Consider the following 21,366-nt stretch of genomic DNA (forward strand, 5'->3'; position numbering starts at 1 on the left):
CATTACGAATAAAACAAAAAAATAGAACTCGAGGTGACACCCATGTTTGATCGATTACAATCAGTAGAAGACAGGTATGACCGTTTAAACGAATTATTGAGCGACCCGGATATCGTCAGCGATACCAATAAGCTGCGCGAGTATTCCAAAGAACAATCCGACTTGCAGGATACGGTTGAAACCTATCGTGAATATAAAGATTTGACGGCCCAATTGGCAGAAGCGAAAGCGATGTTCGATGATAAAATGGATGCCGACATGCGCGAAATGGTCAAAGAAGAAGTTAACGAATTGGAAGGGCAAATCACCGTCGTTGAAGAGCGTCTTCACAAACTGTTGATTCCTAAAGATCCGAACGACGACAAAAACGTCATTATGGAGATCCGTGGAGCGGCTGGTGGAGATGAAGCGGCTTTGTTCGCCGGTGATCTTTACCGCATGTATACGCGGTTTGCCGAATCCAATGGCTGGAAAGTACAAGTGATGGATTCGAATCCGACTGGACTTGGCGGCTTTAAAGAAATCGTCTTCATGATTACCGGGAAAGGCGCTTATTCAAAAATGAAATACGAAAACGGCGCTCACCGGGTACAGCGGGTTCCAGAAACCGAATCCGGCGGCAGAATTCATACTTCGACAGCGACGGTAGCTTGTTTGCCGGAAGTCGAAGAAGTCGAAATTGAGATTCATGACAACGACATTCGAACAGATACGTACGCGTCTTCGGGTGCTGGTGGACAATCGGTTAACACAACGATGTCGGCAGTCCGTTTGACGCACATTCCAACGAACACGGTCGTAACGTGTCAGGATGAGAAATCACAGATCAAAAACAAAGCCAGCGCAATGAAAGTACTGCGTGCCCGTGTCTATGAGAAATTCCAGCAGGAAGCTCAAGCTGAATACGATGCAGTCCGCAAATCAGCAGTAGGAACAGGCGACCGTTCTGAACGAATCCGGACGTATAACTTCCCGCAAAATCGTGTAACAGATCATCGGATTGGTTTAACGATCCAAAAGCTGGACCAGATTTTGCAAGGAAAAATGGATGAAATCATCGATGCGTTGATTGTAGAAGAACAATCGGCCCGCATGGAAAGCCTGAACAATGACCAAGCTTAAGTATGTGTATGAGGCCCTCAAGAGGGCTTCTTCTTATTTAGAGGCAAACGGACGGGAAGAAGGGGCAGCCCGCATTCTTCTCCAGCATGAGTTGGGTCTTACGTATTCCGGTTTGATTGCAGCCATGCGTGACGAAATACCAGAACTGCAGGCTGAAAAGTTTTGGGCGAATGTTGAACAGCATGCCAAAGGAATTCCTGTCCAGCATTTGACCGGCAATGAGGAATTTTACGGAAGAAACTTTCTTGTGAATTCGAATGTTTTAATACCGAGGCCGGAAACAGAAGAGTTAATAGAAGAAACATTTGAACTGATCAATCGCTATATGAAGAAAAGAGAGCTGGCCATTGCCGATATTGGGACAGGCAGTGGAATTATCGCTATTACCATGAAATGTGAGTTGCCAGCTGCGCAAGTTACTGCAACGGATATTTCGCAGCCCGCTTTGGAAATGGCTGCAAAAAATGCGAAGCTTTTGAATGCCGAAGTCGATTTTCGCTTAGGTGACTTAACTGAACCAATTGGAGACCAGAAATGGGACGTTATTATATCCAATCCGCCGTATATTGCGCATGCCGAAGCGCCTGGACTATCAGACAGCGTTAGAGACTTTGAACCGCATAGTGCATTGTTTGCAGACAAGGAAGGCTTGGCTCTCTATGACAAGATGGCCAAACAACTTCCACAGCTGCTCAATAAACCCGGAATTATCGGATTTGAAATAGGTTATCAACAGGGACCAGCAGTCGAAAAGATGTTGCAAGACGCTTTTCCGGACGCTTTGGTCTATAGTAAAAAAGATATCAACAAAAATGATCGAATGGTTTTTGCGCTAATAGAGTAGGTTGCGCACAGTTTACCCACAATTAAGTGATAGTTATCCACTCATTGTGGGTAAATCGGTGAAAACCCTCAAAAATAGGAGTTGTTCATGTGAAAACAGATGTTATTTCTGTGGATAAAAATGTGGATGAAGTAAAAAGTTATGCACAAGCTGTGGAAATCTTGCGTGCCGGTGATGTAGTTGCGTTTCCGACTGAAACGGTTTACGGATTAGGAGCAGATGCTACTAATTCCGAAGCGGTCAGTAAAATTTTTGATGCAAAAGGGCGGCCAACGGACAATCCGCTCATCGTTCATGTGGATTCTAAAGAAACAGCTTTGACTCATGTACAAGAAGTATCGGCGAAAGCGCTGCAGTGTATGGACGCGTTCTGGCCAGGAGCCCTGACATTAATTATGCAGGCGAAGCCAGGAACTTTTGCGAGCAATGTCACGGCAAACCTGGATACTGTCGGCATCCGTGTCCCTAATCATCCGGTAGCACTTAAGCTATTGCAGGAACTGCAGCTCCCTTTGGCTGCACCCAGTGCCAATACCAGCGGCAAGCCCAGCCCGACTTTAGCTGAGCATGTCTATCATGATATGGACGGTCGGATTCCGTTAATTTTAGATGGCGGTGCTACAAAAATTGGCATTGAATCTACGGTTCTTGACACAACTTGCGAGCCGCCGGTCATATTGCGTCCCGGAAAAATTTCGAAAGAAGAAATTGAACAAGTCATTGGAACGGTTAGATCAGCATCGCAAAACAAGACAAACGTGCCCAAGTCGCCAGGAATGAAATATCCGCATTATGCGCCTGCAGCTCCTTTGTATTTAATTGAAAATGAAAAGCGTTTGATTGAAAAAGCGATCGAATACGTTCAGAAAAAAGGGAAAAGAGTGGCTGTTATCAGCGATACCGAATATGCAACTGCTGACTATAATTTTCCGCTTTCTACAGAAAGCTTGTATGCCAGTTTGCGAAAATGTGATGCCATCGATGCCGACCTGATTTTGGCTACGGTTGAAAGTGGTTCGCAGCAAAACGAAGCCCTGATGAACCGACTTGAAAAAGCGGCAGACCATAAATGGTTCAGCTGATTTAGTGAAGGAGGGACCCCTGTGAAAATTCTTTTTGTTTGTACAGGCAATACATGTCGAAGCCCGATGGCCGAAGCAATCTTGTCAGCCCGAAACCTGCCGGGCGTCGAAGCGCGATCTGCCGGTATATTTGCTGGAACTGCACCTCTTTCTAAAAACGCGCAAGCGGTATTGGACAAACAGAGAATCTCATTTGCACACACATCAAAGCCGATCGATACGCGAGATATGAAGTGGGCGGAGTTGATTTTAACAATGACTCATTCACATAAAATGGCACTTTTGCAAGCATACCCTGAAGCGGCAACAAAACTGTATACATTGCAAGAATTTGCTAACGGATCAACAGCAGATGTTAGTGATCCATATGGAGGGCCGTTAGAGCTTTATGAGCAGACATTTCAAGAGCTGCAGGTTTTGATTGATAAATTAATCATAAAAATGACATAAGTCAAAAAGACAGGCGAACCTCTCGAGGCTTAGTCTGTCTTTTTTACGTAAAAATGTTAGAATTGATTACAAGCGTAAAGAGTATTCGGCATAATTCGACAACCGCGCTTTTGCTGATCCATAAATTTGATTTTAAGAAAAGAGGCTAAATCATGAAAGTGGCAATTTCATCCGATCACGGCGGCAATAACCTGCGTAAAGAAATCGTTAACCTAATGAACGAAATTGGCATTGAATACCAGGATTTTGGTCCACATACAGACGATTCGGTCGATTATCCAGATTATGCAAAACCGGTTGCTGACCGCGTTGCAAGCGGTGAATTTGACCGCGGCATTTTAATATGCGGCACTGGTATCGGCATGTCTATCTCAGCCAATAAAGTCAAAGGCATTCGTTGTGCACTTGTGCACGATGTGTTTAGCGCAAAAGCGACACGAGAGCATAACGATTCCAATGTTTTGGCCATGGGTGAGCGTGTTATCGGGCCAGGACTTGCACGCGAAATCGCTCAAACTTGGCTGACGGAAGAATTTGAAGGCGGCAGACACGAAAAACGCATACAAAAAATCACAGACCTCGAAAAATAAGGAGGAGTCGGCATGCAAACATTGTGGCAATTGCAACTGGAAGAGGTTTTAAGCGAATTGGAGCAGCAGATCGAATTCAGGAAAGGCCAAGTGTTTGTAGTCGGCTGTTCAACATCAGAAGTGGCAGGAAAACGAATCGGCACAGGCGGCGGGCTTGATATTGCAGAAGGCTTATTTGAACCTTTGGAAAAATTTGCAGCTCGCCACCACATTTTTTTAGCTTTTCAAGGCTGTGAACATATTAATCGAGCATTGACGGTAGAGCGGCGTGCGGCTGAGAAATACGGCTGGGAGCCTGTATCGGTTGTCCCGGTTCCAAAAGCTGGAGGTTCGATGAGTGCTTATGCTTTCAGCAACATGGCCGATCCGGTTGTGGTGGAAGAAATCCAGGCGCATGCGGGGATTGATATCGGCCAAACGATGATTGGCATGCATTTGAAAAGAGTTGCCGTTCCGTTGCGAACATCTGTTAAACTAATAGGTGAAGCGATTGTGGCAGCTGCCACGACAAGGCCGAAATTGATCGGCGGCGAACGGGCGAGCTATAATCGTGAGCTTGTTCAATCACGGGAGGGATATACGGATGGAATTGATTAAGACGCAAGACCCAGCAGTATATGAAGCGATGAACGCAGAAAAGGATCGACAGGAAGCGAATATCGAATTGATCGCCTCTGAAAACTTTGTCTCACAAGCCGTTATGGATGCACAAGGATCGGTGTTGACCAACAAATACGCAGAAGGTTATCCAGGCAAACGCTATTACGGAGGCTGTGAATTTGTTGATGTTGTTGAAAATATTGCCCGTGACCGCCTGAAAGAAATTTTTGGTGCGGAGCATGCAAATGTTCAGCCGCATTCCGGATCACAAGCCAACATGGCTGTCTATACAGCAGTATTGCAAAAAGGCGATACTATTCTTGGGATGAACCTTAACCATGGCGGGCATTTGACGCATGGCAGCAAAGTGAACTTCAGCGGCATGCAATACAACTTTGTGGAATATGGGGTCACAGAAGAAGAGCAATTGATCGATTACGAAGCGGTTCGTCAAGCAGCTTTGGAACACAAACCAAAAATGATCGTTGCTGGGGCAAGTGCTTATTCGCGCCAATTGGATTTTGCTAAATTCCGTGAAATTGCTGATGAAGTCGGCGCATACCTAATGGTTGACATGGCGCATATTGCCGGTCTTGTGGCAACAGGTGCCCATGCCAATCCTGTCCCTCACGCCCATTTCGTGACATCGACTACGCATAAAACACTTCGCGGCCCACGCGGCGGATTGATTCTCTGCAATGAGGAATTTGCGAAAAAAATCGATAAAACCATCTTCCCAGGAATTCAAGGCGGTCCGCTTATGCACGTTATTGCAGCAAAAGCTGTTGCATTTGGCGAAGCACTGCAACCAGAATTCAAAACGTATATTGAACAAGTCGTGAAAAACGCCCATGCGCTTGCCGAAGGCCTAATTGCTGAAGGCGTCAATATCGTTTCGGGCGGCACAGACAATCATTTACTGTTGCTCGACCTTCGCTCGTTGAACTTGACCGGGAAAGTCGCAGAACATGTATTGGACGAAGTCGGTATTACAACAAACAAAAATACCATTCCGTTTGATCCGGAAAGCCCATTCGTGACATCGGGTATCCGTTTAGGAACTGCAGCTGTAACATCTCGTGGCTTTAAAGAAGCGGAAATGAAGGAAATTGCTTCCATCATGGCTATGCTTTTGAAAAATCCCGAAGACGACTCAGTGAAAAGCGATGCTGCAGAACGCACAGCGAAACTAACAGCTGCGCATCCGTTATATAAATAAGTCCATACAGCTGCCGGGTAAAAATGCTTGGCAGCTGTATTTTTAGACTATATTTAAGCTAAACTGAAGCACTAGCACTGCAGCTCGAATAACTAAAGCGATGTAGAGAAACATGTTTCAACTCATTTGACTTATACATAGAACACATTGGAGGGACGCGTCGTATGCACACGCATGAACTAAAGAGAGATAAGAAAGCAATCATGGAGTGGCTGCGCCGTCTTGGTGTTGAATTCCATACATCGTTTTTGGTCATCAATTCGGAAATGGAAAAACAACCCATTGTTTACGCCAACAAAGCTTTTTACAAAATGATTGGTTACAGCGAAGCGGAAACACTTGGACGAAACGGCTGCTTTTTGCATGGTGAAAAAACAGCTGAAAAAGCAGCGAAAACCGTACGTGCTTGTGTAGATGCCGGAAAAAGCGGAATCGTTGAAATTGTTAACTACCGAAAAAACGGTACCCCTTTTTGGAATGAAATAACGATTCAACCTTTGGCATTTCCAGAGAAAAATTTAAAATTTACGTTGATGCTGCAACATGACATTACCGATCGCAAACGCGCAGAAGCGCTGATCAAGCTTCAGAAAGAAACCTATACGGGAATTGAAAAAGGCCATATGTTGAGCGTGTTGTTGCAGAACGTCTGCAACACCGCTGAATCGTTTTTTATTGACGGCGCAAAATGTACCGTTTTATTGGTCGACGAAGCATCGCGTTACAAAGTAGGGGCTGCGAATTCCATGCCTAAAGGCTTTCTTGATGCTGTTAATGGCAGCGAGGTTCAGGAAGATGCCGGCAGCTGTGGAGCAGCGTTTTATCAGCAAAAGCCGGTAGTGGTAGAGGATATCAGTACAAGTTATTTATGGCGAAATCATCAGCATTTGGTGGACGACTACAAACTGGTATCAAGCTGGTCCATTCCGATTATGAGTGTAGAAGGAACCGCTTTCGGCTCTTTCGGCATTTATTTTCCAGCAACATCAGTACCCCATGAAAAAGATTTGGCGTTTATGGAGGAAGTAACATCGATTGCTTCGTTGGCCATCAAGTATTCACAGCAACAGGAAGAAATTTTGCGGTTAGCCTATATAGACGAAAATACGGATCTGCCAAACAGAAATTATTTCAAAAATGAAATCGTGGAATTATTGGAAGAGAGAAAAGAGGGATTCGTCGCTTTTCTTTCAACAGATGAGTATGTCAAAATGGTCGATCAATATGGCCATCAGGCGGGAGATACCATTTTGCATGAAATTGGCAAACGATTGATGATGTCCAAAAATTCTTCAAGTGGATTAATTGCCCGCTTTTCGGATTCTACATTGGCCATGTATAGTATGACGCCTTTTACGAGAATTCCGGAATATTTGGAGCATCTATTGCAAAGCTTGGTCGAACCGATCACGGTTGGAGATATGGAGTTGTTTCTCACTTTGAAAGTGGGTGTGGCAATTGTGACGCCGCATCAGCAGGATTCCGAAGAATTGATTCGCTGTGCGGACAGTGCGTTGTCACAGGCCAAGCTTCGGACAGGGGAAGCCATTTGTTATTTTGAAAGTGAATATGATGAGTTCATGATGAAAGATTTGCGTGTAGCCAATGAATTAACGGCCGCACTCCGGCGCAATGAAGTCGGCGTCTACCTGCAGCCGAAAGTTGACTTGGCAAGCGGTGACATCTTAAGTTTTGAAGCGTTGGCCAGATGGACGTCACCGGAATTGGGCATTATTCCTCCGGATGTCTTTATCCCGGCAGCAGAAAAAAACGGCAAAATACGTTTCCTAGAGCAAAATGTTCTGGAGCTCGTATTGAAATGGCAGAAAAAAAGAGCGGATCAAGGCTTAAAACTTCGGCAAGTGGCCATCAATATCTCTGCAGATCATTTTTTCCATCATTCTTTTGTGCCGAATTTAATGGACATGACTGCAAAGTACGGCATTGATCCACAATGGATTCAGTTGGAAATTACCGAGCGAATCGGATTTGTGGATATCGAGACAGCCAATAAAGTATTCAAGCACTTGAAACATTCCGGTTTTACAACATCAATTGATGATTTTGGAACAGGCTACTCATCGCTTAGCTACTTGCAGAAACTGCCTGTCGAAGAATTAAAAATTGATCGTTCGTTTATATCGAATATGAGTGAGCCAGGAACCTTGGCCATCATTCGAACCATTATTCAGCTTGCCGAAAATTTGAACATGCAGGCAGTGGCTGAAGGCATTGAGGAAGAGGGGGATCGCCAGACATTGTTAGCGCTAGGCTGCAAAGTCGGACAAGGCTACCTGTTTTACAAACCAATGCCATTGAACGAAGCATTTTTTTTGTAAGGGTAGTGAAAGCACAGCAACACTCTAGCAAAGAATGAAAAGAGAAATATTTCTTGAAGTTCTTTGCACTAAAACAAAGCCGGGGAAAATACTTCCCGGTTTTTTTCTTTGGAGAAATAAACTATAGGCGGAAATAACTGAATAGTACCAAAGCGGGTTCTGACAACTTGAAGCACTGATTTTCTGTTATACTATTTAAGATAATGTTTGAAAAGGAGAGATAGGCCATGGGAAAAGTATACGTTTTTGATCACCCGCTGATTCAGCACAAACTGACGTACATCCGTGATAAGTCTACAGGTACGAAAGAGTTCCGCGAGTTGGTCGATGAAATTGCAACATTGATGGCGTTTGAAATCACCCGCGACTTGCCTTTAGAGGAAATCGAAGTGGAGACGCCAGTTCAAATGGCGAAGTCAAAAGTTCTTGCCGGGAAAAAGTTGGGTGTTGTGCCAATTTTGCGCGCTGGCATCGGCATGGTTGATGGAATCTTAAAGCTGATTCCAGCCGCTAAAGTGGGACATATCGGTTTGTACCGTGATCCTGTAACACTGCAGCCGGTTGAGTACTATTTGAAATTGCCATCCGACGTTCAAGAACGCGACTTTATCGTTGTCGACCCGATGCTTGCTACAGGCGGATCAGCAATTGAAGCGGTCAACTCCATGAAAAAACGAGGGGCTACGAAAATTCGTTTTATGTGCATCATTGCTGCTCCTGAAGGGGTAGAAGCACTTCAAAAAGCACATCCCGACGTGGATATTTACATTGCGGCATTGGATGAGAAATTAAATGAAAAAGGATATATTGTTCCAGGTCTTGGAGATGCTGGAGACCGATTGTTCGGAACAAAATAAGAGAGCGAGGTATATCAGCTTGACGAAAAAATGGAAAGTAATGACGATATTTGGCACGCGTCCAGAAGCCATTAAAATGGCGCCGCTTGTTCTGGAGCTTCAGAAATATCCTGAAACCATCGAACCTTTGGTAACGGTAACGGCACAGCACCGCGAAATGCTGGACCAGGTGCTGGAAACGTTCAAAATCACGCCGGATTTCGATCTGAACATCATGAAAGATCGCCAAACATTGACGGATGTAACCATGCGGGCAATGCAAGGTCTTGATGTGATTATGAAAGAAGCGAAACCGGATATTGTGCTGGTACATGGCGATACAACAACGACGTTTGCTGCCAGCCTTGCCGCTTTTTACAATCAGGTTGCGGTAGGACATGTGGAAGCTGGATTGCGTACGCACAATAAATATTCGCCCTACCCTGAAGAAATGAACCGTCAGTTGACGGGAGTCATGGCAGATATTCATTTTTCACCAACTGAAAAATCAGCTCAAAACCTGCTCGATGAAAACAAAAAGGCAGAAACCATCTACATTACTGGGAATACGGCCATTGATGCGCTTCAGACAACAGTGCGTGAAACGTATACACATCCCATCTTGGAGAAAATCGGCACTGACCGCATGATTTTGTTGACAGCACATCGCCGTGAAAATCTGGGGCAACCCATGCGCAATATGTTCCGTGCCATCAAACGTCTGATTGAAGAACATGATGACATTCAAGTGGTATACCCGGTTCATATGAATCCAGCTGTGCGTGAAGTGGCAGATGAAGTATTGGGCCGTGATCCGCGAATTCATTTGATCGAACCACTGGAAGTGTTGGACTTCCATAACTTCGCAGCACGCTCGTTCTTTATTTTGACCGATTCAGGTGGAATTCAGGAAGAAGCGCCTTCACTCGGCAAGCCGGTTTTGGTGCTTCGCGATACGACAGAGCGTCCTGAAGGCATCGCTGCCGGAACCTTGAAGCTTGCGGGAACAGATGAAGAAACAATTTACGGGATGGCCAAGGAATTGCTGACAGATGAGGCAGCTTACAAGTCGATGTCTCAAGCATCCAATCCATACGGAGACGGCAAAGCATCTATCCGAATTGTCGAAGCGCTTCATGCTTATTTTTCTAAACTGTAAAAGAAAAAATAACCCATTGGACATTTTTCTCAAAGTTTGTCAACAATATGTCAGAGGAAAATCGCTTGTGAAGTTTTTCACTTCTACTAATTGACATGATTTTACCCCTAATGTATGCTTACAAAGGGTATGCATGAGAAGGTTTTCTTACATAGATTATGTGGTTTTGGAAGCCTGATGCGACTGCTCTTTTTGAGGGTTTAATGTCAAATCAACGAAGTTCGAGGGGGTTATCATGCGCCCAACAAAAAGCCCCTTACAAGCGATGGCAATTTACAGTGCCATCCTCTCACAACTTGTCGGGTCCGTTCTCATCGGGATATTTGCAGGCATGTGGCTCGATGAGAGGCTCGGAACCGCCCCGTTTTTCATGATCATCTGCCTATTCATAGGCATCACTGCCGGTGTTTGGGCAATGCTTCAGACTGTCCGCAAATTCGAATCAGGAGACAAGTAAAATGGATGGACTTAGGGAGATATATACCAGGCTGAAAAAGATGATCTTGTTCATCTTGGCGTTCTACGTTATTGGTTGGGGGTTTACCCCTTATCAAGAAGTGTTCGCGGGCCTCATAATCGGAACTTTGTTCGGCATTTACAACATGTGGATTTTGGTTCGACGGATGGAGAAATTCGACCGAGCGGTGGCTGAAGGCTCGAAAGTTCGTTCGCTTGGAACGGCATTACGGTTTGCATCAGGTGTTGCAGCTGTGGCGATTGCTATTTTATTCGCAGAGCACATTCACTTGGTCAGTACAGTAATTGGGTTGATGGTCCCTTACGCTCTATTGTTAACAGAGCGGATTGTGTATCACGTGAAACACCATTAACAATGTGGAAAGAGAGGTGAAACTATCGTGGATCATGGCGCTCCTATGCTCGAGGTGTTCGGGATCTGGTTTAACCTATCCAACGTTATGATGCTACTTGTAGCCGCTCTTATCGTCTTCCTTATTGCTTTTATCGCTACACGGAATTTGCAGCTCAAACCAACGGGCATGCAGAACTTCATGGAATGGATCATGGATTTCGTGAAAGGGATTATCAACAGCAATATGGATTGGAGAGATGGTGGCCGATTCCATGTTCTTGGAATCACTCTGATCATGTTCATTTTTGTTTCGAATATGTTAGGGCTTCCATTTGCAATAGTCGTCAACGGAGATCTTTGGTGGAAATCACCAACAGCTGATCCGACAGTAGCGATGACATTAGCCGCAATGGTACTCATCTTGAGCCATTATTATGGTATCAAGTTGAAGGGACTAAAAGAATATTCAGCGGGCTACATCAAGCCGATGCCATTCTTATTCCCGTTGAAAGTCATTGAGGAATTCGCAAATACGCTGACACTCGGTCTGCGTCTTTACGGTAACATCTATGCGGGGGAAATCTTGCTGACTTTGTTGGCAGGCCTCGCATCAGCAAGTATTTTTGGGTTTGCAGCAGGCATCTTGCCAATGATGTTATGGCAAGGATTCTCGATCTTTATCGGGGCAATCCAAGCGTTTATTTTCGTTATGTTGACAATGGTTTATTTATCGCATAAAGTTGCCGACGACCATTGAGTATAAACTGCTCATCGAGCAAACAAAAAAACAACTATCCTGAGGAGGACACATTACAATGACAGGTTCATTAGGTTTATTAGCAGCAGCAATCGCAGTAGGTTTAGCAGCACTAGGTGCAGGTATCGGTAACGGACTTATCGTTTCAAAAACAGTTGAAGGTATCGCACGCCAGCCAGAAGCTCGCGGCGTTCTACAAACAACAATGTTCATCGGTGTTGCATTGGTTGAGGCATTGCCAATCATCGCTGTAGTTATCGCGTTCATCGTTATGAACCAATAGTATTTTTATACAAAAAGTTAAATGGTGGGGATGCTTCGATATGGTTTTCGCCATTTAAACTTGTATGAACCCATTTTCATTTGAAAATTCATCTTACAACAGATAAAGATCTTACTATAGAAGAAATTGTATTTTAGGCTCTTGAAGGGAGTGAAACAATCGTGTTTTTTGATCACCTAGTACTCGGTGCAACCGGGGAGTTTTTGAACACTGGAGACATTCTCGCTACACTTGTTATCTTCATATTGCTAATGTTGCTTTTGAAGAAGTTCGCATGGGGCCCTTTGATGGGCGTAATGCAGCAGCGCGAAGATTTGATCAAGAGTGAAATCGAAACTGCTGAAAACAGCCGTCTGGAATCACATAAATTGCTTGAAGAGCAGCGCAGCCTTCTTAAAGATGCGCGTACGCAAGCACAAGAAATCGTCGAAAATGCTAAAAAGCAAGGCGAAGTTTCGCGTGAAGAAATCATTACAACAGCGCGTGCCGAGTCTGGCCGCATGAAAGATGCTGCGGTACAGGAAATTGCCAACGAAAGAGATAAAGCTATTTCAGCTGTTCGTGAAGAAGTTGTGGCGTTGTCATTGCTTGCTGCTACGAAAGTGCTTGAAAAAGAAATCTCTGAGGAAGACAACCGTCAGTTGATTAACGAAACGATTGCGAAGGCAGGCGAAGTTCAGTGAGTCAAGTTGCAGAACGCTACGCTCTAGCATTGTTCCAAGTCGCTCAAAAGCATGGAACGTCTTTGGAAGTCGAACAAGATCTTCGTGAAGTGAAAAAAGTCTTTAAAATGACTCCGGAACTTTACAACTTGATTGTTTCTCCAAAACTTTCAGCCGATAAGAGAACAAATCTAATCAATGAAGTATTCGTTGGGGCAAATCCGTTTGTCTTAAACACACTTCAATTGATGGCAGAACGCAAACGTATGGACGAAGTCGGCTCACTGGCTGACGAGTTTATTGCTTTATCCAACAATGCACAGGGAATCGAAGATGCAAAAGTTTATTCAACACGTCCTTTGACTGAAGAAGAACGCGTATCCATTTCTACTGTGTTTGCAAACAAAATTGGCAAACAATCGTTACGAATTGAAAACATTATCGATCCATCGTTAATCGGCGGATTGCGTCTTCAAATCGGAAACCGCATTTACGACAGCAGCGTGAGCACAAAGTTGGCACGACTGCAGCGTCAATTAATCGGTTAATTTATGAAATTATGAGAGGGTGACATACATGAGCATCAAAGCTGAAGAAATCAGCGGTCTGATCAAACAACAGATTGAAAATTATCAATCAGAGATGAAAGTTGACGACGTTGGTACAGTAATCACCATTGGTGATGGTATCGCGCGCGCTCATGGCCTCGACAACATCATGGCTGGAGAACTTGTAGAGTTCTCAAATGGTGTCCTTGGTATGGCGCAAAACTTGGAAGCCAACAATGTTGGTATCATTATCCTTGGCCCTTACACAGACATTAAAGAAGGCGATGAAGTACGTCGAACTGGCCGCATTATGGAAGTACCGGTAGGACATGAACTTATCGGACGCGTAGTAAATCCACTTGGACAGCCTGTTGACGGTCTTGGACCAATCAACACGACAAAATCACGTCCAATTGAAAGCCCTGCACAAGGGGTTATGGCCCGTAAATCGGTTCATGAACCACTTCAAACAGGTATCAAAGCGATTGATGCACTTGTGCCAATCGGCCGTGGACAGCGTGAATTGATCATCGGTGACCGCCAGACAGGTAAAACTTCTGTAGCAATCGATACGATCTTGAACCAATCTGACCAAGACATGATCTGTATCTATGTTGCAATCGGACAAAAAGAATCTACTGTTCGTAACGTAGTAGAAACTTTCCGTAAAAACGGAGCACTTGATTACACAATCGTTGTAACTGCTTCGGCTTCACAGCCAGCTCCATTGTTGTTCCTTGCTCCTTATGCAGGTATCACAATGGCTGAGGAATTCATGTTTGAAGGCAAGCACGTGTTGATCGTCTATGATGATTTAACAAAACAAGCATCTGCTTACCGCGAACTTTCACTATTGCTTCGTCGTCCACCAGGCCGTGAAGCTTATCCAGGGGATGTCTTCTACTTGCACTCACGGTTGCTTGAACGTGCTGCGAAGTTGAACGAAACTCTTGGAGCAGGATCAATCACAGCATTGCCGTTCGTTGAAACGCAGGCTGGCGATATCTCTGCATATATTCCAACAAACGTTATCTCGATCACGGATGGCCAGATCTTCCTTCAATCGGATCTATTCTTCTCCGGTGTACGCCCAGCGATCAACGCGGGTCTTTCTGTATCACGTGTTGGTGGTTCAGCTCAGATCAAAGCAATGAAAAAAGTTGCGGGTACATTGCGTCTTGACTTGGCTTCTTTCCGTGAACTTGAATCATTCTCTCAGTTCGGCTCAGATCTTGATGCTGCAACTGCTGCGAAAATCGAGCGTGGGAAACGTACGGTTGAAGTCTTGAAACAGGACTTGAACAACCCGATCAAAGTTGAAAAACAAGTTGTTATTTTCTATGCGTTGACTCGTGGATTCCTTGACGACATCGCTCTTAACGACATTTCTCGCTTTGAAGCTGAATTGACAAGCTGGTTGGATAATAACCACACAGAAATTTTGGATACTATTCGTACAACTCAAGGTTTACCTGCTGATGACGCATTTGGTGCAGCGATCAACGAATTCAAACGCACATTCGCAAAATCAGAGTAAAGAGAAACTGGATTCAGTAGGAGTTTTAATCCGCTGAATGCTAGTTGATCCAATCGGACTTTAACGGTCAGTCCATCTCCTGCATGTCAATGCGGGAGACATACTGTCCGTTAAAGCAAGGTAATACCTGGTTCGAATATGAAGAAAAAATAATAAGGTGGTGAAATACCAGTGGCATCTTTACGCGATATAAAAACACGAATTACGTCGACTAAGAAAACGAGCCAGATTACACGAGCCATGCAAATGGTTTCTGCATCTAAATTAAGCCGTGCGGAAGTGAATGCGAAAGCGTTCGTTCCCTACATGGACAAAATCCAGGATGTAGTAGCATCCATCGCAGCTGGGTCTTCGGACACCAGCAATCCGATGATGATTGCGCGCCCTGTGAAGAAAACCGCTTATTTAGTGATTACATCGGATCGTGGCCTTGTAGGTGGATATAACAGTAATATTCTTCGTACTGTCATGAGCAAAATCCGTGAACGACATACGTCCAATGACGACTTTGTTATCCTGAGTGTCGGCCGGAAAGGGAAGGAATTCTTTACAAAACAGGGAATGACCATTCTTGAAAGTGCAATTGCGCTTCCGGACCATCCGACGTTTTCGGATATCAAAGAAATAACGCGCAAAGCTGTTGGTATGTTCTCAGATGGTACGTATGACGAAGTTTATATGTATTACAATCACTTTGTTTCAGCTATTCAACAAGAAGTCACAGAGACAAAAGTCTTGCCGCTGACGGATATTCAACCGACAGGGTCTACTGCATCTTACGAGTTTGACCCTTCAGCAGAAGCGATTTTGGAAGTTCTTCTTCCACAATACGCAGAAAGCTTGATCTTTGGGGCCCTTCTTGACGGCAAAGCGAGTGAACATGCTGCATCTATGACAGCAATGAAGAGCGCGACCGACAATGCGTCTGATTTAATTGGCGGATTGACACTTCAGTACAACCGTGCCCGCCAAGCGGCAATCACTCAGGAAATCTCTGAGATTGTCGGCGGAGCAGCTGCGTTAGAATAAAAAATGGAAGTGCCCATGCAGATGGGCACTAAAGTTTGCTAATCTATAAATTTCAAACATCCCTGATAGGGAGTTTTAAAAAAGTAAGACAGGAGGGAACAGCATGAACACAGGACACGTTCTTCAAGTTATGGGACCGGTTGTAGATATCAAGTTCGCTAATGGCCAACTTCCAGCTATCTACAACGCCCTAACTGTAAATATTGATCGTCCCGGACAAGCTCAAGTCGTTTTGACGCTTGAAGTGGCTCTTCACCTTGGTGATGATTCAGTCCGTACAATCGCGATGGAATCCACTGATGGATTGCAGCGTGGGTCGGTTGTAACCGATTTGGGCAGCGCTATTACTGTTCCAGTTGGAGAAGCAACATTGGGCCGCGTATTCAACGTACTTGGTGAAATTATCGATTTAGGGGAAGAGATTCCTGCTACAGAGCGCCGTGATCCGATTCACCGCTTAGCACCTACATTCGAACATCTTTCCACAGAAGTTGAAATTCTTGAAACAGGTATCAAAGTTGTTGACTTGCTTGCCCCTTACATCAAAGGTGGTAAAATCGGTCTCTTCGGTGGTGCCGGTGTAGGTAAAACAGTTCTTATCCAAGAATTGATCAACAACATTGCTCAAGAGCACGGCGGTCTTTCAGTATTCGCCGGTGTTGGTGAGCGTACACGTGAAGGAAATGACTTATTCCACGAGATGAGCGATTCTGGCGTTATTAAGAAAACGGCGATGGTCTTCGGCCAAATGAACGAGCCGCCGGGCGCACGTATGCGTGTTGCTTTGTCTGCTTTGACAATGGCTGAATATTTCCGTGACGAACAAGGCGCGGATGTACTCCTGTTCATCGATAATATTTATCGTTACACGCAAGCAGGTTCTGAGGTATCGGCACTTCTTGGCCGTATGCCATCTGCCGTTGGTTACCAGCCAACACTTGCGACTGAAATGGGCCAATTGCAGGAACGTATTACAACAACAAGCACGGGTTCTGTAACGTCAATCCAGGCGATTTATGTGCCAGCCGATGACTATACGGATCCGGCTCCGGCTACAACGTTCGCTCACTTGGATGCAACAACTAACCTTGAACGTAAACTTTCTGAGATGGGTATCTACCCAGCGGTAGATCCTCTGGCTTCAACTTCACGTGCATTGTCACCTGAAATTGTTGGCCTGGAGCATTACAACATCTCACGTGAAGTTCAAGAAACGCTTCAGCGCTACAAGGAATTACAGGACATCATTGCAATCCTTGGTATGGACGAGTTAAGTGACGAAGACAAGCTGACGGTTAACCGTGCACGCCGTGTCCAAAACTTCCTTTCTCAGAACTTCCACGTTGCTGAACAGTTCACTGGCCAAAAAGGTTCTTATGTTCCTGTTCAAGAAACGATCAAAGGGTTCAGAGAAATTCTTGATGGAAAATATGACCACTTGCCAGAAGATGCTTTCCGTTTGGTCGGACGCATTGAAGATGTTATTGCAAAAGCAAAAGGCATGGGCGTAGAAGTCTAAAACCAGGGACCAGGAGGGAAAAAAATGAAGACCATTACAGTCAATATTGTCACTCCCGACGGCCCGGTATACGATTCAGAAGTATCTATGGTTATTGCAGTTACAGCAACAGGCGAAATGGGTGTTATGCCCGGCCACATTCCGACAGTCGCTCCTCTTGGAATCGGTGCAGTCCGATTGAAAAAAGAGAACTCGACAGAATTGGTTGCTGTAAACGGTGGATTTCTTGAAATCCGCCCTGAAAAAGTGACCATTCTTGCACAATCGGCTGAACGCGCAACAGACATCGATCTGGCACGTGCTCAGGAGTCCGCTAAACGTGCAGAATCACTTTTGCAGGCAAATAAAAATGAAATCGACTTTAAACGCGCAGAATTGGCGTTAAAGCGTGCGATGAATCGTATCAACGTTTATGAGGGTAACATTTAAAGAAAAGCAGAAGCGGCCGTTCAGCTCCGACGGGCTTAAGGCAGAATGGCGAAGCGGCATCTTTTCAGCCGCGCAGCCAGGCTGACTTAAGACCCCGAGGAGCTGGTCGCTGAGGCTGGACAATAAGAAAAGCGTAAGTGCCCGTGTAGATTTGACGGGCATAAGATGCACTGGCGAAGCGGCGTTCTTTGCCGCACAGCTAGTGGAGCTTATGACCCTAGAATTTGGGCGCTGAAACTAATAATAACAAAAGTAAAAGCGGACAGAAGGGCAATTGACTTTTGTCCGCTTTTTCCATTTTGTGAAAGGATGGATCTTATGGAAACCATGATTGGACAAACAGCTTTGATTTCGATTTTCAGCCATATTTTCTTTAGTGGTGTTGCTTTTTACGCAATGCGTGCAGTAATGTTTGAAAAATGGATCCACAAGCACCATGTACTGCAGGCGCAAATTCTTTACATTTTTTTGAGTATAGCAATCGGGACCATGGTATCTACTTTTTTCCTAAATATTTCATCTTGGTCAAGGCAATTGCCTTATTTATTTTAAGGTTGCCGTTTTGCCACGCCCTTGAAGCTAGCTCATAGCCGTGGCAAAACGGCAACGTTTGTATTTCCTGGGAAATAAAATTCTTTTCCATGTTTAAGCGATGTTTAGAGGGGAAAAGGTCTAGAAGGATAATTTTAAAACGTGACTTTTTTCACTCTGACGGACACAAAGACAATGTTTTTTACGAATATTATTCTGTCTGGCGAAGTTTTTAGCGCAAAATGAGAGTATAGTTGCTTGTTTTTTACTAAAAAACAGGTTAGTATGAGAAAGGTTTTGTTTCTAATAAATGACATTGAAATTTTAAACGTATATGGGATACATATAGATGACTATTAAACACATGGAGGGCATATCAGTGGATCAAATCATTGTAAAAGGCGGAAAGAAATTAACAGGTAAGGTGCGGGTTGAGGGTGCTAAAAATGCAGTTCTTCCAGTATTGGCAGGAGCGTTATTAGCTTCAAAAGGAAAAAGTGTCATAAAAGAAGTACCAAATTTGGCAGATGTCTATACGATTCAAGAAGTCTTGAAAAGCTTGAATGTTTCTGTAGATTATTTCCCTGAGAAAAACGAAATGGTAATCGATTCTTCAGCTACATTATCAAGCGAAGCACAATTCGAGTATGTGCGTAAGATGCGGGCTTCAATTTTGGTGATGGGTCCAGTTCTTGCGCGTAACGGATTTGCTCGTGTAGCATTGCCAGGTGGCTGTGCCATTGGTTCGCGTCCGATTGATCAGCACTTAAAAGGATTTGAAGCAATGGGTGCAAGCATTACTTTTGGAAACGGATTTGTTGAAGCAAGAACAGATGGCCGTTTACGTGGAGCGAAAATCTACTTGGATTTTCCGAGTGTTGGCGCAACTGAAAACATTATGATGGCTGCTGCATTGGCAGACGGTACAACACTTATTGAAAATGCTGCTAAAGAACCCGAAATCGTCGATGTAGCGAATTACATCAATGAAATGGGTGGACGTGTAGTTGGAGCAGGTACCGATACAATGCGTATTGAAGGCGTCGAAGAATTGCATGGTGCTGAGCATTACATTATCCCGGACCGTGTTGAAGCCGGAACGTTCATGGTAGCTGCTGCTATCACTGAAGGTGATGTCATCATCGAGAACGCTGTCCCAGAACATATGGCTGCCTTAATTTCCAAAATGGGTGAAATGGGTGTAGATATTCAGGAAACGGATCAAGGGCTACGTGTTCGCGCAAGCCGTCCGCTTCGTTCAATTGATATCAAAACAATGCCGCATCCGGGATTCCCTACAGACATGCAGTCCCAAATGATGTCGTTAATGTTGACTGCTACAGGTAGCGGCATTCTGACAGAGACCGTTTTTGAAAATCGTTTCATGCACGTGGAAGAATTCCGCCGGATGAACGCTTCAGTTAAAATCGAAGGCCGCTCAGTGATTATGGAAGGCCCATCCCTTCTTCAAGGCGCTGAAGTCGCAGCGACAGATTTGCGTGCAGCAGCGGCGTTGATTTTGGCAGGACTTGCTGCTGATGGCATCACACGTGTGAATGAACTGTATCATTTAGATCGTGGTTACGTTAACTTCCATTCAAAATTGGCTGCTTTGGGCGCTGATATTGAGCGTGTTTCTGTTGAAGAAATAGAAGTGAAAGTTGAACAATTGGTCTAATTCATTTTTCGTGGGCTTGCAGTGCTGATTACCAGCTCTGCAAGCTTTTTTTGTAACTGCCTGATTTCAGGAATTTTTGTAACTGCCTGATTTCAGGAATTTTTGTAAATGCGATCCGTACTATGATAAAATATTCAGTTAAGAGAGTATTTTTCAAAATACATGGGATGCCGTAGATACCTCACTCAGCAAGCTATATTTTGCTGAACAAGTAGGAGAATGGTTAAAAGGAGTGCGGGCTTGATGTTTTCTAAAGACATTGGAATTGATCTGGGAACAGCTAATGTATTGATATACGTTAAAGGCAAGGGAATCATCTTGAACGAACCTTCTGTAGTAGCCATGGATCTGAAAACCAATGAAGTCTTAGCTGTCGGAAAAGAAGCACGCAAAATGATGGGCAGAACGCCAAAGCATATTGTGACAGTCCGTCCATTAAAAGATGGCGTGATCCACGACTTTGATGTTACCGAAGCGATGCTTAAGCATTTTATGCACATCTTGAAACTTAAAGGCTTTATGACCAAGCCGCGCATTCTAATATGTTGCCCGACCAACGTCACAAGCATTGAACAAAATGCAATCCGTGAAGTAGCAGAAAAAGCGGGGGGCAAAAAAGTCTATGTGGAAGTCGAGCCGAAAGTCGCTGCTATCGGAGCAGGACTTGATATTTATCAACCCAGTGCCAGTATGGTCATTGATATTGGTGGTGGCACGACGGATGTTGCTGTTCTATCGATGGGAGACATCGTCACCAGTGAAACCATTAAAATAGCGGGGGATCGGTTTGATCAGCAGATTATTCGCTACATCAAACAACATCATAAGCTGTTAATCGGTGAAAAAACCGCTGAAAAAATTAAACTGGAAATAGGGACAGCGTTAAAGCATACTGAAGAAAAAGAAATGGATATACGCGGACGAGATATATTGACCGGTTATCCCAAAACACTGACTATCACGTCACTGGAAATTGAAAAAGCTCTACGAGAGTCTGTTCAATTAATTGTCGAGGCCGCCCGTATGGTGTTGGAAAAAACACCGCCGGAATTGGCTTCAGATATTATTGAGAGCGGTGCGATTTTGACGGGTGGCGGTGCGTTGCTGTATGGATTGGATGGATTCCTGGCTGAGAAGTTGGAAATTCCAGTTTCTATCGCGGAAAATCCAATGGAATGTGTAGTAATGGGCACAGGCATAATGTTGGAAGCAAAAGAAAATATCTTTCGCCAGAAAAAACAGAGCCGATTAGCAGATGGAAAAAAAGGTGTGTTTTGATATAGTGGTGACAGGTTATAAAAATGCGTTTACGCAAGATTGTTAAATTTAGTAGATAGAAAG

Annotated in this window: 23 protein-coding genes; all 23 read left to right on the forward strand. The window is 44.4% G+C overall.

Going from position 1 to position 21,366, the window contains the following annotated elements; translation table 11 throughout:
- The first annotated feature begins 42 nt into the window (after positions 1-42).
- The 23 genes from prfA to AC4EHK_RS03510 all read left to right on the forward strand — a co-directional run bounded on the left by prfA (position 43) and on the right by AC4EHK_RS03510 (position 21,303).
- Positions 43-1,122 (forward strand): peptide chain release factor 1, encoded by a 1,080-nt coding sequence (gene prfA / locus AC4EHK_RS03400; protein ID WP_490977387.1) that lies wholly within the window; start codon positions 43-45, stop codon positions 1,120-1,122.
- On the forward strand, positions 1,109-1,966 hold the full coding sequence (gene prmC / locus AC4EHK_RS03405) for a peptide chain release factor N(5)-glutamine methyltransferase (RefSeq protein ID WP_490977388.1): 858 nt from the start codon (positions 1,109-1,111) through the stop codon (positions 1,964-1,966). Before prfA ends, prmC begins: the two co-directional genes overlap by 14 nt.
- Positions 1,967-2,055: 89 nt before the next feature.
- Positions 2,056-3,048, forward strand: coding sequence for an L-threonylcarbamoyladenylate synthase (locus tag AC4EHK_RS03410; RefSeq protein WP_490977389.1), 993 nt, complete (start codon positions 2,056-2,058; stop codon positions 3,046-3,048).
- Between the two features lie 21 nt (positions 3,049-3,069).
- Entirely contained in the window at positions 3,070-3,498 is a 429-nt protein-coding gene (locus AC4EHK_RS03415) for a low molecular weight protein arginine phosphatase (RefSeq protein WP_490977390.1), read from the forward strand.
- Between the two features lie 152 nt (positions 3,499-3,650).
- Positions 3,651-4,088 (forward strand): ribose 5-phosphate isomerase B, encoded by a 438-nt coding sequence (gene rpiB, locus AC4EHK_RS03420; protein ID WP_490977391.1) that lies wholly within the window; start codon positions 3,651-3,653, stop codon positions 4,086-4,088.
- A gap of 12 nt (positions 4,089-4,100) precedes the next feature.
- Entirely contained in the window at positions 4,101-4,685 is a 585-nt protein-coding gene (locus tag AC4EHK_RS03425) for a TIGR01440 family protein (RefSeq protein WP_490977392.1), read from the forward strand.
- A complete protein-coding gene (gene glyA / locus AC4EHK_RS03430) occupies positions 4,672-5,907 on the forward strand; it encodes a serine hydroxymethyltransferase (protein ID WP_490977393.1) in 1,236 nt (411 codons plus the stop codon). The genes AC4EHK_RS03425 and glyA overlap by 14 nt, the downstream gene beginning before the upstream one ends.
- A gap of 164 nt (positions 5,908-6,071) precedes the next feature.
- Positions 6,072-8,246, forward strand: coding sequence for a bifunctional diguanylate cyclase/phosphodiesterase (locus AC4EHK_RS03435; RefSeq protein WP_490977394.1), 2,175 nt, complete (start codon positions 6,072-6,074; stop codon positions 8,244-8,246).
- Between the two features lie 227 nt (positions 8,247-8,473).
- Entirely contained in the window at positions 8,474-9,103 is a 630-nt protein-coding gene (upp, locus tag AC4EHK_RS03440; RefSeq protein ID WP_490977395.1) for a uracil phosphoribosyltransferase, read from the forward strand.
- A gap of 19 nt (positions 9,104-9,122) precedes the next feature.
- Positions 9,123-10,241 (forward strand): non-hydrolyzing UDP-N-acetylglucosamine 2-epimerase, encoded by a 1,119-nt coding sequence (wecB, locus tag AC4EHK_RS03445; protein ID WP_490977919.1) that lies wholly within the window; start codon positions 9,123-9,125, stop codon positions 10,239-10,241.
- A gap of 235 nt (positions 10,242-10,476) precedes the next feature.
- Positions 10,477-10,698 (forward strand): AtpZ/AtpI family protein, encoded by a 222-nt coding sequence (locus AC4EHK_RS03450; RefSeq protein ID WP_490977396.1) that lies wholly within the window; start codon positions 10,477-10,479, stop codon positions 10,696-10,698.
- 1 nt (position 10,699) lies between these two features.
- Positions 10,700-11,071 (forward strand): ATP synthase subunit I, encoded by a 372-nt coding sequence (locus tag AC4EHK_RS03455; protein WP_490977397.1) that lies wholly within the window; start codon positions 10,700-10,702, stop codon positions 11,069-11,071.
- A 27-nt stretch (positions 11,072-11,098) separates the two neighbouring features.
- Positions 11,099-11,809 (forward strand): F0F1 ATP synthase subunit A, encoded by a 711-nt coding sequence (gene atpB / locus AC4EHK_RS03460; RefSeq protein WP_490977398.1) that lies wholly within the window; start codon positions 11,099-11,101, stop codon positions 11,807-11,809.
- Positions 11,810-11,867: 58 nt separating this feature from the next.
- On the forward strand, positions 11,868-12,092 hold the full coding sequence (gene atpE, locus AC4EHK_RS03465; protein ID WP_006829234.1) for a F0F1 ATP synthase subunit C: 225 nt from the start codon (positions 11,868-11,870) through the stop codon (positions 12,090-12,092).
- 161 nt (positions 12,093-12,253) lie between these two features.
- The gene (atpF, locus tag AC4EHK_RS03470; RefSeq protein WP_490977399.1) at positions 12,254-12,775 is read left to right on the forward strand and encodes a F0F1 ATP synthase subunit B; all 522 of its coding nucleotides are present in this window, start codon (positions 12,254-12,256) and stop codon (positions 12,773-12,775) included.
- Positions 12,772-13,302, forward strand: coding sequence for a F0F1 ATP synthase subunit delta (locus AC4EHK_RS03475; protein ID WP_490977400.1), 531 nt, complete (start codon positions 12,772-12,774; stop codon positions 13,300-13,302). The genes atpF and AC4EHK_RS03475 overlap by 4 nt, the downstream gene beginning before the upstream one ends.
- Positions 13,303-13,330: 28 nt before the next feature.
- Entirely contained in the window at positions 13,331-14,839 is a 1,509-nt protein-coding gene (gene atpA, locus AC4EHK_RS03480) for a F0F1 ATP synthase subunit alpha (protein WP_490977401.1), read from the forward strand.
- Positions 14,840-15,010: 171 nt separating this feature from the next.
- Positions 15,011-15,868: an ATP synthase F1 subunit gamma gene (atpG, locus tag AC4EHK_RS03485; RefSeq protein ID WP_490977402.1), complete on the forward strand. Its 858-nt coding sequence runs from the start codon at positions 15,011-15,013 to the stop codon at positions 15,866-15,868.
- A gap of 103 nt (positions 15,869-15,971) precedes the next feature.
- Positions 15,972-17,387, forward strand: a complete 1,416-nt coding sequence (gene atpD, locus AC4EHK_RS03490; protein WP_490977403.1) for a F0F1 ATP synthase subunit beta — start codon at positions 15,972-15,974, stop codon at positions 17,385-17,387.
- Positions 17,388-17,411: 24 nt separating this feature from the next.
- Positions 17,412-17,816 (forward strand): F0F1 ATP synthase subunit epsilon, encoded by a 405-nt coding sequence (locus AC4EHK_RS03495; protein WP_490977404.1) that lies wholly within the window; start codon positions 17,412-17,414, stop codon positions 17,814-17,816.
- Between the two features lie 318 nt (positions 17,817-18,134).
- On the forward strand, positions 18,135-18,368 hold the full coding sequence (locus AC4EHK_RS03500; RefSeq protein ID WP_490977405.1) for a DUF1146 family protein: 234 nt from the start codon (positions 18,135-18,137) through the stop codon (positions 18,366-18,368).
- Positions 18,369-18,726: 358 nt separating this feature from the next.
- The gene (murA, locus tag AC4EHK_RS03505) at positions 18,727-20,025 is read left to right on the forward strand and encodes a UDP-N-acetylglucosamine 1-carboxyvinyltransferase (RefSeq protein WP_490977406.1); all 1,299 of its coding nucleotides are present in this window, start codon (positions 18,727-18,729) and stop codon (positions 20,023-20,025) included.
- 243 nt (positions 20,026-20,268) lie between these two features.
- Positions 20,269-21,303, forward strand: coding sequence for a rod shape-determining protein (locus AC4EHK_RS03510; RefSeq protein WP_490977407.1), 1,035 nt, complete (start codon positions 20,269-20,271; stop codon positions 21,301-21,303).
- Positions 21,304-21,366 lie beyond the last annotated feature (63 nt).

This window comes from Planococcus sp. TJ-307 (genome assembly GCF_058268435.1).